General features: G+C 55.0%; 11 protein-coding genes. 9 read left to right on the forward strand and 2 right to left on the reverse strand.

Annotation, left to right across the window (positions count from 1 at the left end; genetic code table 11):
• Positions 1 to 175: 175 nt before the first annotated feature.
• On the reverse strand, positions 176 to 1,180 hold the full coding sequence (locus Mal52_RS28700; RefSeq protein ID WP_231962476.1) for a DUF6807 family protein: 1,005 nt from the start codon (positions 1,178 to 1,180) through the stop codon (positions 176 to 178).
• Between the two features lie 210 nt (positions 1,181 to 1,390).
• Between Mal52_RS28700 and Mal52_RS28705 the strand changes: the two genes are divergently transcribed.
• From Mal52_RS28705 to Mal52_RS28715, 3 genes are all read left to right on the forward strand, one after another.
• The gene (locus Mal52_RS28705) at positions 1,391 to 2,824 is read left to right on the forward strand and encodes a DUF1501 domain-containing protein (RefSeq protein WP_145380328.1); all 1,434 of its coding nucleotides are present in this window, start codon (positions 1,391 to 1,393) and stop codon (positions 2,822 to 2,824) included.
• Between the two features lie 44 nt (positions 2,825 to 2,868).
• A complete protein-coding gene (locus Mal52_RS28710; RefSeq protein ID WP_145380329.1) occupies positions 2,869 to 3,144 on the forward strand; it encodes a hypothetical protein in 276 nt (91 codons plus the stop codon).
• Between the two features lie 287 nt (positions 3,145 to 3,431).
• Positions 3,432 to 4,001: a leucine-rich repeat domain-containing protein gene (locus Mal52_RS28715; protein WP_145380330.1), complete on the forward strand. Its 570-nt coding sequence runs from the start codon at positions 3,432 to 3,434 to the stop codon at positions 3,999 to 4,001.
• Between the two features lie 225 nt (positions 4,002 to 4,226).
• On the opposite strand, the gene Mal52_RS28720 is transcribed toward Mal52_RS28715, so the two are convergent.
• On the reverse strand, positions 4,227 to 6,017 hold the full coding sequence (locus tag Mal52_RS28720) for a glycosyltransferase family 39 protein (protein ID WP_145380331.1): 1,791 nt from the start codon (positions 6,015 to 6,017) through the stop codon (positions 4,227 to 4,229).
• A gap of 491 nt (positions 6,018 to 6,508) precedes the next feature.
• On the opposite strand from Mal52_RS28720, the gene Mal52_RS28725 reads away from it, so the two are divergent.
• From Mal52_RS28725 to Mal52_RS28750, 6 genes are all read left to right on the forward strand, one after another.
• On the forward strand, positions 6,509 to 8,467 hold the full coding sequence (locus Mal52_RS28725; protein ID WP_145380332.1) for a serpin family protein: 1,959 nt from the start codon (positions 6,509 to 6,511) through the stop codon (positions 8,465 to 8,467).
• 152 nt (positions 8,468 to 8,619) lie between these two features.
• The gene (locus tag Mal52_RS28730; RefSeq protein WP_145380333.1) at positions 8,620 to 9,579 is read left to right on the forward strand and encodes a hypothetical protein; all 960 of its coding nucleotides are present in this window, start codon (positions 8,620 to 8,622) and stop codon (positions 9,577 to 9,579) included.
• A 337-nt stretch (positions 9,580 to 9,916) separates the two neighbouring features.
• Entirely contained in the window at positions 9,917 to 10,546 is a 630-nt protein-coding gene (locus Mal52_RS28735) for a hypothetical protein (protein ID WP_145380334.1), read from the forward strand.
• Between the two features lie 206 nt (positions 10,547 to 10,752).
• Positions 10,753 to 11,412 carry a TIGR00266 family protein gene (locus Mal52_RS28740; protein WP_145380335.1) on the forward strand — a complete coding sequence of 220 codons (660 nt, stop codon included), beginning with the start codon at positions 10,753 to 10,755 and terminating at the stop codon, positions 11,410 to 11,412.
• A 51-nt stretch (positions 11,413 to 11,463) separates the two neighbouring features.
• On the forward strand, positions 11,464 to 12,153 hold the full coding sequence (locus Mal52_RS28745) for a TIGR00266 family protein (protein ID WP_145380336.1): 690 nt from the start codon (positions 11,464 to 11,466) through the stop codon (positions 12,151 to 12,153).
• A 166-nt stretch (positions 12,154 to 12,319) separates the two neighbouring features.
• A complete protein-coding gene (locus tag Mal52_RS28750; protein WP_145380337.1) occupies positions 12,320 to 12,991 on the forward strand; it encodes a TIGR00266 family protein in 672 nt (223 codons plus the stop codon).
• Positions 12,992 to 13,299: the final 308 nt, after the last annotated feature.

The raw sequence follows: 13,299 nt of genomic DNA on the forward strand, positions 1-13,299 counted from the left end.
CTGCCGAACGAGCGTCTAAGGGATAATCCCTAGAGAAGTCTGGCGCGTCGAACAGCGGGGCGAAAAACGGCGATGCTGCAAAAGCGCATCATCAGCCGATCGACAGTGGCCAAAAATTTTTAAATGTTTTGCCAAATTGCAGCAGTCTCTTCGCTGCTTTGGTGGCAATCGAGGGCTATTTGCCCTTGGCCAACTCAGCGACAAACTGGTCATAACGCTGCTGGATTTCTTCGCGCGTGGGGGTTTCGCCGGTAATGACGTTGACACGGTAGCGGACCTGCAACGGTTGGTCCTCGGAGACTTTCGCCGTGAAAAACGCGCCGAAGCGGCCATAGGGGCGTTCGGAAAATCGCGATGGCTTGGGCATGCTGGGATCTTCGAAGTATTCAAAGGTGTAGCGACGACCATTCAACTCATAAGTCATGGCAAACCAACCGAGGTCGATATGTTTGTTTGGTTCGGTTTTGTCGTTAGCTTGGAAGGCTTCGGCTTGTTCGGGAAATCCGGCGGGACGAACGTAACGGGCCCCATCGGTTTCAGCAATCTCTTGCGCGGCGCGGATTTGAAACCCAGCATGTTGCCGGTCGCCGGTCAGCGTGATCGAGCCCCGTTTGCTGGTGAGTGTCGACTCAAAATCGATTTGGAACCCCTTGCCTTTCAGGTCCCCACTGAGGGGACGGAAAGTGAAATCGCGAGCTTCAATGATCACCGGTTTGCCTTCGCGGTCGATCCAATGGATTTCGGCAATCATGCGAGCTTGCTTCTCGTCCGCTGCAAGTTCTTGAAAGCCGATATGCCGTTGATGTTCGCCTTTCTTGCAATGCCAGAAATCGAGTTCCTGCCCTTCGAATTGCGTCTTGTTGAAACCAAAGAAAATCCCGCGGTGATGCGTGAATTTACCGTGCGGGCCTTTGGTGATGATGTCCTCGCTACCCGGTCCAAAAACGTGATGAAAGACCTTAAAGGTCTCGTGGGCCCGTTTTTCGGTCGAGGTGTCATAGGCATGCATATAACGCACAACCGGTTGGTCCCCATACTTGAGATCGGTCGTGCCGGCTTGTGGGTCGTCCTGCCAGGAGAAGGTCTTCGCCGACTTGTCCTCAGCAGCGGACAGCGTGGAGGCTACAAACAACAGGGCTACCGCTACGACACTACTCAACAGGGATTTAAAAGATCGCATGAACGTCATCCTATTCCGAAATCGCCAAACATTTGTCATGGTTATTGGTGTCCAGTCATTGTACGGAATGTCTGGGCAAATCGGAATGGTCTCGCGAGGACTCGACCAACACGTGGTTTCCGATTGTTGGCATCAACCAAATTTGATATGTTGGTACGTGCTGCGAAATCTCTTCGTCGTCGAAGGCCTTCGTCAAAGGATGCGATTGATATGCTCTCGATTTTGGGCAAACCACGAGCGGCGTGTGATGGACCGTCGCGACGACAATTATTGCAGGCCGGCGGCGCGGGCTTGCTCGGGTTGACGTTGCCGAAAATCCTGCAAGCCGAGACCGCTGAATCATCGCTGCCGCCGCGGGCGAAATCGGTCATCTTTCTGTTTCTGTTCGGCGGACCAAGCCAACTGGAAACGTTCGATCTCAAACCCGATGCGCCGGCCGACATTCGCGGGCCGTTTCAGCCGATCGCTTCGCGGACGCCGGGACTGCTGATTTCCGAACACCTGCCTAAGACCGCTGCCGTCACCGATAAGCTCTGCGTCCTCAAGACAATGACGCACCCGTACAACGATCACAGCGGGGCAGGACATTACATTCAAACCGGGCATCGTTGGCAGATCCCCATCGGCGGCGGTTTTACGACCACACCCAACGACTGGCCTTCGATGGGATCAGTCACTGAATACGTCTCGCAACGCACCGGCGCCGCCCGGGATTTGCCGAGTTATGTGGTACTGCCGAATTGGCTGGGCGGCCTGCAAGAAAAAGGACAGTATCGCCGGCCGGGAGAATACGGCGGCTGGCTGGGCCGTGGCTACGATCCGCTGACAACCAACATTCAAAAGAAAGACCTCAACGACAACCCCTACTGGCGGGATTGTAGCGACGAAGAATTGAAATACGACATCCAAGGACTCGTCAGCCCGGCGGCAATGACGATGGACCGTTTGAAATTGCGGCAATCACTGCTGTCACAATTCGACGGTTCGCAACGGGCGCTGGAAGCGTCGAAAACGCTCAACACCTATGATCGCTTTCAACAGCGCGCGCTCGATTTGGTGGCTTCGGAAAAAACGCGAACCGCTCTTGATATTCAACAAGAACCGGCGGCGCTGCGCGATCGTTACGGTCGGCATTTGTATGGGCAATCCTGTCTGATGGCGCGGCGGTTGGTCGAAGCAGGCGTGCGGTTTGTCACCGTGCATTACGACTGCGTCGACGGCTACAGCTGGGACTCGCATCGCAGCAGCCACCATTTGCAAAACCACTTAATCCCCACGTTCGACCAGGCCTTCGCCTCATTGCTGACCGACTTGGACGATCGCGGCCTGTTGGACGAAACGTTGGTCGTGGCAATGGGAGAAATGGGCCGCACGCCGAAGCCGAACAAGACGTGGGGTCGCGGACACTGGAGCACCTTGTTCCCCGCCGTCCTCGCCGGCGCAGGCATCCGCCCAGGCATCGTCTACGGCGAAACCGACAAGGACGCCGGCCACCCCGTCGACAAAGCAACCAGCCCCGAAGACCTAGCCAAGACGATCTACTACGCGCTGGGCATCGACCCAGAACTACGCATCAAAAACGCCGAAGGCCGCCCGACAGACATCGTCGACGGTGGTCGCCCGGTGTTGGACTTGTTTGGGTGAATCGCGATCGCTTCGGCACGCTGAACAATCCGGAGATCAGGCTCGTGAAACGACAACATAGCCAACGAATATTCCCGCTACTGCGAGGATTCAGCATCGCGGTCGTCTTGGTGTGCCTTTTGGGAGCCTTCATCGCCGGAATCATTGGCACCCTCTTGGCCCCCATGTTCTTCTTCTCCAACGACATCTGGCATACAGTATTCTATGTGTTGTTGTATTTCGGATCGCTCATCGTCTTGCAGACGGGTTTCTTATACATGATTCATCGCACCACGGGTCTCACCCGTCATGCAGATCACGATGCCCCGGAAGCACCGTGATAGCGATCCAGCCGACTCGACAGCCGATCCCCCCAAACCGACATCTTCGCCGTTGTAATGGGACGAAGACCTCACGCCAAGGCACCAAGCTCGAAAAGACAATGCCTTGGCGCTATCGGCGTTGGTTTGTTTGTGGGACGACTATGGCGCCATCATCTTGTTTCTACGGCACCGGGCCGCGTTGCGACAATGGACCACGTCGTCCGTGGCATTTAATGTATTGGTGTATTGGTGTGCATGTTATATAATTGCTTTGGCGTGGATTTCATGATGGCTTGAGGTGGTGAATGGGAAGACGGCGAAGATTTGAACGTCCAGCAGTATTAGTGTTGTTTGCAATTGTCGTCGTGACTCTAGTATTTTACGATTCGCGGCGGCAAAAGGCGACGACCGCTCTAAGCACTAAGATAGATCGTTTTGACAACGAAACGTGGATTATTAACGTTGGACTGTTTTATGAATCGTGGGGGAGTAGTATTGAAGACAGACAATTCGAGGAAAGTGACTTGTCTGAGTTGCAGCCATTAATAAACGATGTCCCAAGTTTTCGCTTTCTGGGTCTTGCGTCATTGTCTATGAGCGACAGCGCGTGCGAGGTTATTGCGAAAATGACGGCTCTGGAGCAAATCGATCTTTCGAACACTCAAATAACAAGCGCTGGTATTCAAGCATTAACCGTTTTGCCAAATCTGCAATACTTGAATATCGCACAAACGTCTGTGAATGACCTGGCTGTTGAATCGCTGATTTCGATGAGGTCACTTCGGACCATTGACTTGCAGGGTGCGCAATTGACAAAGGCAGGGATAATGCGACTAAATAAAAGTCGACCAGACATCAAAATTATTGACCGTTGACGTCCTGGCGAGCAGTGATGGAGTCGGGCGGCCCGCGAAGTGGGCGGCAACTAAGTCGCTGGCGAATTGTAGCACGTCGCTGCCTTGTAGGCGGCAGGTTTTCGGTGTTGGATTTGTTTGGGTGAACCAACAGCGTCCGCAGCATCCTCCCAAACCGACGGCTTCGCCGTCGTAACGGGGCGAAGATCTCACGCCAAGCCGCCAAGCTCGCAACGGTGCGTGAATCTACGAACCACCGACTTTCAACACCACGATGGCCTCTTCGCGTCTCCACAGCCAACTGCGGAAGGGGTAGCGTTTTATGATTGCGGCGTCTTGATTGGGTTTGGAGTTTTCATGCGGCTCAAAGGCAACGATGTATTCGGGGTCCGCTAACCAATAGAACGGAGCCGGCGGTTCATTTGGATCGGGTACGGAAACATCAAAGGTCCGGACCTTGCTATCCCATTTCGCGCGGAGTTGTTCGTCGCGATGAAACAACAGCCAGCCCGTGACTTCAAAACCGCCATCGATCGTTTTGGGCGAGACCCCCTGCTCTTCAATGAGCGCGGTCACCGCTTGCCAGCGGGCTCGATTCCAGGCCAAGTAGTCATGCGTTCCCGCAACGGACAGCACTCCGTATGCGCCTAAAAATATCGCCGCCAGCGAATACCGCAGCACGCTTGGAGAACGCGCTGGATTTAAGGCCAACTGAGCCGAGACGCTGAGAAGCAAGATCACCAACGGCATGAGCACCAGAACGTACCGGTCGAAAATCGCGATCACCGAGGTGGGTCCAGTGAGGATTCCTGCAGCGAGCAGCGAAAACAGGGCGATGCGGATGAGGTCGTCATTTCGCGGCAGGCGACGACGGAAGATTTCGAGAATGGTGATCGACAACAGCAGCACCACAAGAATCGCCCCGACTCCGGCGGCAACGGTGAGCGCGTCCCAAAACCAGGTTGGTGTCAGAGTTTCGGTCACCAAGAGACGTTCGTCGGTATTGCGCATGGTGAGCGGCCCCAGGCCGGCGTGATTCATAGTGTTGCCAAAAAACGGCATCTTCCGGCCGCGGTAAAAAAAGAGGGCCACGTAGGCGATCAGTGCGGACGATGCGGCGATAGCGACCATAATCTGTGTGCGAAATGCCAAACATTGTCGCCACGCTCGCGATGCCAAGACCGACAAAAATGGCAACGAGAACAGTCCGACGTACAGCGACATCAGGACCGTCATTATCACCGAGCGCAAAACGAACCGGCCCAGTCCATCATGCGCGAGCCGCGTTGCGATCAAGTCTTGTTTGGTGCCCTGGATCGCCGAACCGACACCGAAATACTGGATGCAAGTCGTGTATCCAACGAATACGGCGATGGAGATCACAGCCGGCAATGCGGCGCGTGCTGTCGATTTGACTGAGAACTTGTTGGTCAGCAGGACCGTGAGTAGATAGGCGAGCGGCAATGCGATTCCGAGTTGACGCACCAGGGTTGCTGCGCAACTGAGCAATGTGGCGATGAGCAGTGCCCTGCCGGAATCGAATTTCAAGGCTCTCACAAAAAACAAAGTCGACCAAATACTCAGCGCGAGGAACGGTACGTCCGTCATGAACGTGAAGGCATGCAGAAAGTAAAGCGGATTGACCAACAGCGTGAGACTTCCGACAAACGCGATGCCCCGGTTGACGCCACTTTGCCGCAACAGCGCGAATAATCCCAACACACCGGCCAGACCCGCGACGAGCGTCGAGATGCGGAGGGCTGTGAATGAAAAACCAAATGGCATGCAAAACAGTGCGCCATACAAAATTTGCGCAAACAATGTGGGCGCACCCCAGTCGTCGATGCGGAGCCGTTGCGTCTCTAACAGCGTTTGAACCGCGCGGCTATAAGACCAGTCGTCGTTTAAGGGAAAGTTCCCGATAGGCTGCACGAAGATGGCGAGCAGGCCCCAAATTACCGTCAATGCCAAGACCATCAAGCAGGAGGCCCGCGAATCACTAAAGCAATCCCGAACCTGTTTCAGAAGACGTGTCATGCGAGACCAATAGTCAATGGTTGTTTTCTAAGAGCATTTCTAAGCAGCAGCCCAGTAATTTGTTCTACTTGACGAATCAAACTGGGTGCCACTGGCTTCGCCAGTGCCATTTCAAATGAGTGTGATCTGTGCGAAACACTGGCAAAGCCAGTGGCACCCGCATTGTTTAGTTTTGATGATGCACGAGGGCGTTTCCCCAGCTGAACCGGCACGTGTACCACCCATGACAATCGAGACCAGCTTTGAAAAAATCGTGCTGGCGATCGTTTGGCAACGAACATGCAAATGAGCATCGTGAAGTGCCAACCGGAAATGAATTCGCCCACGGTAATCAGTCAGGAGAAGCCGGAATCATGGTATCATAAAGGCACGCCTCGCATGAGGCCAGCGGGCGATTGGCAAGGATGTGAACCTTCCGCTGGAATTTCCGTTGTCATTGGTAGATAGTGCAACTTCCCGCTCACCTGCGCCCGATTCCCCTTGGTGAACTCATGACTTTTCGAAACTTTGCCATCGCTTTTGGTTTTGTACTGCTGGCTGCGCTGGTGCTCGATCAAATGCCAGGAAAAAAACAGCCCGAACATGCAGGACATGCCAAACAAGACAAAGACGGCAAGATCCATCCCTTCGCTTCAGTCGGTTTGGACGAAAACCCACGAGACAAAATTGTAGAAGCGGCACTCGACAGCAAAATTGATCTGCAGTTGAAAAAGGTTCCACTCCCGGAAGCAATGGGCCGACTGGAGTCAATGCTCGGTATCGAAGTTGTCATTAGTGATATGAGCTTGCAAGACGAAGGGATCTCGCCCGAGGTGCCGTTGTCCGTCGATACGAAAGAGACTCCCGCCCGAATTCTACTGAAAGTCATGCTGGAACCGGTTTCGCTCGATTGGTACGTCGAGGATGGTTTCCTAAAAATTACGACGCTTCATATGTGCGAAGCGATCGGAAAAATCCGCGTGTACGATGTCGCCGACCTTGTGGGTGGGACCTCCCCCGATAAGAACCAGGCATTTGACTTCGAACCACTGGTGGAGTTGCTGACATATACGATTTCACCAGATATGTGGGAAGAAGTCGGCGGGCCGGGCACAATTTCAGAATTTGAGTCCGCCGGGACGGCCTTATTGGTGATTCGCAATTCACCGTTTGTACACTACGAAATCGAAGGACTTTTTAGCAAACTCCGACAAATGCGACATGAGGGAAATCCGTTTGTGTCGCGCATACGTCCTCGGGATTTGCTGGAAAACAAGCACATTCAAAACGCGGCCATAAGCGGCAAACTCCCGCGTTATCTGGACGACGATCCAAACCGCGATGCCGTCGTCACGGCGACGAATGAATTGGCGTTTGACATCTATCCACAACTGAATTCAGACGACAGCAGAAATCTCATCTTTTCGCCGTTGAGCGTCTCCACGGCTTTGTCGATGGCCTATGCCGGTGCCGACGGCGAAACTGCTGCGGAGTTGCGCCGCGTATTGCAGGTTTCCGGAAACGAACAAGCCTGGAACGATGGCTTGCGAGAACTACTCAGAGCGCTGCCAACCGAGCCGGGCCGCGAGATCGAGCTGCAATTGGCGAATCGATTGTTTATCCAACGTGACTATCCGCTGCAGCAACAGTTTCTAGACATTTCGCGCGAGACCTTCGGTGCGGAACCAATGAGCGTCGATTACCACAAACCGTCAGCCGCGCGGCGCACGATCAATGATTGGATTGCGAAGCAAACGCGAGAAATGATTCCTGCTGCCGTGCCGGCGGACTTGTTAACTCCTCAGACCCGCATCGTGGCGGCCAGTGCAATTTCTCTCATTGCCCCTTGGGAAATGCCGTTTGCATCCTTGAATACCAAACCGCAAAATTTTCACACAGCCACCCGCGATGTCGAAGTCGCAATGATGTCGGATGACCTCTACACGAAATATGCCGACATCGACAACATTCAGATTTTGGAATTGGACTACGCCGATCGCGCCTTATCGATGTTGTTGATTTTGGAAAAGCAGCCCACTGACGGAAAATGGTTATCCGCGTTGCAGCAGTCATTGTCGAGTAAAACTCTCAAGACGTGGGAAGCCGCCTTAAAGCAAGTGATGGTCCATGTGGAAATCCCCCGGTTTCGCTTCAAATCATTTCGCAATCTGAAAGCTCCCTTGGAGCATCTCGGGGTCCGGCAACTCTTTGAGAAAGCAGGGGCTAATCTTGCCCGTATGTCCTCGGAAAAACCACTTTGGATGGAATTCCTCTTGCATCAGGCGCAAATAGACGTCGATGAAGAGGGCACCAAAGCTGCAGCCGCCACAGTCTGGGGTGCATTTGGAGGTGCTGCAGAGACGCGTCCCGAATTTCGCGCCGACCATCCGTTCCTCTTCTTGATTCGCGACAACCGTAGCGGTGCGATATTGTTCTTGGGCCGCGTGATGAATCCCCGCGGCGCGGGTTAAATCAAGTGGGCCGGCATCCTGGCGTCGGAAGATTCAACGAAAACTCCGCCCGACAAAAACCAACAGCTGCATTTCGCGATCGCCGATCAATTCGTAAAATCATAATGACGGCCGGCGCGAGTCTGCCCCATACTTCTCAGTGAGCAAACCCCATGAAAACCACCACCCTCTGCGAACGCTGTGAAACTCCGCTCGAATCGGGCGATTTGCGGTGTTCGATTTGTGGGCAGGCGGCGCCGCTGCGTGAGGAGTTGCGGCGTGATGTGGCGGTGCAGATTCTCCGCTGTACCGGTTGCGGGGCGGCGGTGGCGTATGATCCGGCGCATCAAGCGCCCGCTTGCAGTTTCTGTGGCGCGGTGATGCAGGTGGAAACGCAGGACGATCCGCTGGAACAAAGCCAGGGATATCTCCCTTTTACTGTCGATCAGGATCAAGCGCGAAAATCCTTGCGGCACTGGCTGGGGACGCTGGGGTGGTTTCGTCCCGACTCGCTGAAATCGGCGGCCAAAATTGAACAATTGACTCCCATCTGGTGGGTCGGTTGGGTGTTCGATGCCGACGCACATGTCTGTTGGGCGGGTGACTCCAATGTCGATGCGGGCCGATCCGCCTGGGCGCCGCACTCTGGAGAGACGGCGATGAATTTCGACGACATCCTCGTCTCCGCCTCGCGGGGCCTGACCAAAGAAGAAGTCGATGCCGTCGCCCCGGGCTGCGACCTCAGTTCCGTTACCGATCAGCCGCAAGGCGCCGAAGGGGCGACGATTGAACAATTCGATCTGCAGCGTTCCCAAGCGCGGCAGCAAATCGTCTATACCATCCGCCAACTGGCCGATTCCCGTGCTGCCAACGAGCACATTCCCGGCACCAACAGCCGCAATGTGAAAGCTTCGGTGATCTTGCGCAAACTGGTCACGCGGCGGTATTCCTTTCCCGCCTACGTCCTAGCATATCGCTACCAAGATCGCTTGTACCGCGTCGTAATCTGCGGACAGGATGCACGACGGCTAATCGGTTCCGCTCCCTACTCGATCCCCAAGATCATCCTCGCCGCCACCGCTGCGGCAGCGGCGCTGCTGGTCGTAGCGGGTATTGTGATGAGCGCCCAATAAGCGGGACCGCAGGCCCTGCCCGTCCACGGTGTGTCATCGTGTTGACTTGAGTGTGTGTTCATTGTGATGGCGCATGGCGATCATTCCACCGCCGGGACCACTGCCCAAAAAGTGTCGCAACACACTTTTGAATAACGACTTATGTGCATTTACTCTATCGTGACGTGTGGTTTGGCATTGTATCTGCAATTGTAGGTTTCATCACGACAGACGGAACTGTCGCGAGTCGGTTGAGCAGGTTGGGGGCAGTCGCCAACGCAACATTCACAACACACCTGCTCGACACCGATCACACCGTTTGCCACAAATCATACAACGACAAATAAAGGAAGTCACAATGAATCGTTTTGCCATCGTCGCCGTTGCTGTTCTGGGAATTTCATTGTCGGCCGCCGGACAAGTTCGAGCGGATCACGACCATGACCACGAATTGCGTCCGGCAGAGACCTATCGCTTCGGTGCCTATTCCCACGTCGACCAATTGGCCAATCGCGTGATGCGGGATGCCAACGCGGTCTGCTGGGAAATGTATCGCAACTACAGCTACGAGCCGGGCTATCGCCAAGCATACCGCGAAGCGTACGAAATGTTGAAGACGGCCGAATACATTCACGAACTGGTCCACCACGGCGGACGTCGCAGCCGGGTGGCCCATGAAATCGAAGAACTCGACAAATTGTTCCACCAAATTGAACAAGGGACCAGCCAATGGCAACGTCCGCGTTACCGCGACTACCACGGCGGATTGGACGAAAAGTTGGAAGCCTTGGAAACCAATCTGCACAACTTGATGGACGACGCTGGTTACAAGCCGAAAAATACCTTGGCTCCGCGTCCGGAGAACTTACCGCAGGCTCAACCGGCTCCGCCGTCCAATACACGTTACCCTTCAATCAAGCGGCAACGCCATGACTATTTCGTGCCGCGCAGCAACAATCGTCAGCAATACACGGCCGACAACCGGTAAAGTCCAAGCTGAATAGAGTTAGTCCATTCACAACCGCCATCGAGTTTCTAACTCGGTGGCGGTTTTTTTCGTTGACAGCGTGAAATTCTCGCAAAAATCTTGATCCGGCGCTTGGTTTTGTTACGTTAAGCAACTTGCCACAACACCAGTTGCCGCAACAGGGGGCAACGGCAGCGTTTGACACCATTGATTGCGCATGGAGTGCTATGAAATTTGATATCAGCGGCAATCCGGACTACGGAGATCTCACCGTCGCCATGGAGCCGGGGGATGCGATCTGGGCTGAGAGTGGTGGGATGAACCGCATGAGTTCCCACCTTGCCATGAAAACGCACATGGTGGGAGGCTTGGCGCAATCAGTTGTCCGCAAGTTTCTTGGTGGCGAGTCGTTGTTTGTTGCGGAGTACACCGCCTCGCAGTTGGGATTCATTGGGATTTCACCCGCCACGCCCGGCAGCGTGTTGCACCGGGAAATGACCGGCGACAGTTTCATGCTCACCGCCGGCGCCTTTTTGGCCTGCACGCCCGGCATGGACTTAAGCCCGCGGTTCGGCGGAATGCGGTCGTTTTTCTCCGGGGAAGGGGTGGTACTGATCGAAGTCACCGGGACAGGCGATCTGTTTTACAACGCGTTCGGTGGCGTGGTGGAACGGGAAATCGACGGCGAACTGGTCGTCGACACTGGACACGTCGTCGCTTGGGAACCGTCGTTGGATTACACCATCTCCGGCATGGGGGGCATCAAACAAACCCTCTTTTCCGGTGAGGGGTTGGTCATGAAATTCACCGGCCGCGGCCGCTTGTATCTGCAAACGCGGCATCTCGGCGGACTTGCCGGTTGGTTGTCTCCCTACTGTGTGGGATAGCCCTGCTGTGGAAATTCTTCGCTCGTTACGACGCCCAAATGGGAAACCAGAATGAATATAGAAATCCTCGGCGAAGGCGCTTTTGGCTCGGCGCTGGTGCAACTCAGCCCTGGCGAAAAGTTTGCTTCCGAATCGGGCGCGCTGTACCGCGCCTCGCCGAATGTCGATATCGACGTCACGACCCGTAGCCGCTCAAAGGGGGGCTTTTTAGCCGGCGTCAAACGCTTGTTGGCGGGGGAGAATTTCTTTCTCTCGACCTACTCCACCACCGACGGACAAAGCGGCGAAGTGGGTTTGGCTCCCACGCATCAAGGCGAGGTACGGGTTATTGAAGCCGACGGACATACTCCTTGGATGTGTACCGGCGGCAGTTATCTGGGATCCAGTACCGGGATTGAACTCGATACACAATTCCAGGGCTTGAAAGGTTTCCTCGGCGGCGAAGCTCCTTGGTTCATTAAGGCTTCGGGAAGCGGTTCGTTGTTGGTGACCGCCTTTGGCCGCATTACGGAAATGACGGTCAACGAGCCACTGACCGTCGACACGGGACATGTGGTAGCATTTGAGGAGACGCTGCAATATACGATCACCAAAGTCGGCGGCTCGTGGATGCAGTCGTGGTTAGCGGGTGAAGGGTTCGTGATGAACTTCACCGGCCAAGGCCGCATTTTGACCCAATCGCACAACCCCACGGAATTCGGCCGGCGACTCGGTCCCAGACTCCCCGCCCGACAAGGATAAACCGAGTTCAAAGAGAGCCGGGACGCAAACCCCCAAACCGACGGCTTGCCGCCGTACACAGCAATCCACGCCAAAAGACACCGCCACCCGAACCACGCAATCACCAGCAGATTGAACCGCAACGAATTTTTCGCAGCTTTCAAAACTTTGCCACGCGAGTAACACAATGGACTATCATATCGAGTGCAACCCGACCTACAGCGCCGTGGAAATTGCCTTGCAGGCCGGCGAAAGTATTGTGAGCGAAGCGGGCGCTATGGCTTGGATGACCAGCAACATGCAGACCAAGACCTCCACGCGAGGCGGCGTGATGGCGGGACTGAAACGCGCGCTGCTCACCAAGGAGAGTTTTTTCCAAAACACCTACACCCCGCAAGGGGATTCCGGCTCGGTCACGTTCGCGCCCGGCTCATCGGGCGACATCGTCGCCATGGAGTTGAACAACGAAGAGCTGTTCTTGGAAAAAGGAGCCTACCTGGCATCCGGCGAAGATGTGAATTGCAATTCCAAATGGGACGGCCTCAAAGGCATCTTTAACCAGGGAATGTTCGTGCTCCGCGTCACCGGGACCGGTCCATTGTTTTTCCACAGCTACGGCCGCATCGAAGAGATTGATGTCGATGGCGAATATGTCACCGACAACGGCTATGCCGTCGCCTGGGAGCCGTCGCTGAGCTACACATTGACCCGCGCCAAAAAAATCCGCTCATTCTTGTTTGCCGATCAACTGCTGTTGAAGTTTTCCGGCCGCGGCCGGGTGTGGGTCCAATCCCGCAGCGCGCGGGTCCTGGCCAACTGGGCTCACCCCTTCCGCCCCGTTCAACGGGACAACGATTGACCGCGGCAGCCCGATAAAGGTTGGCAAAATGGGTGCAAACCTCCCATTTTATGGGAAATCTGCCATATTTCGTCCAAGCACCCCGCGCAGGTAATCGATATAGATTCCGCACCCTGGTCGACATCACCGGTCGCTGGTATTTCCCCTCGAATGCCGGGTTTCGGCGGCGCATTTTCTTGACAACCCTCCCGCTGCCGGTGTTCAATGGATCAAGAAACCTGTGTGCGCCCGAACTGCGCAATTGCTGATGCTTTGTACAGTGCAGCTGCAGCAGTCAGGTCCGTTTACCTGGAGAGGATGAAGTCTTG

The organism is Symmachiella dynata (genome assembly GCF_007747995.1).
Taxonomy (GTDB): domain Bacteria; phylum Planctomycetota; class Planctomycetia; order Planctomycetales; family Planctomycetaceae; genus Symmachiella; species Symmachiella dynata.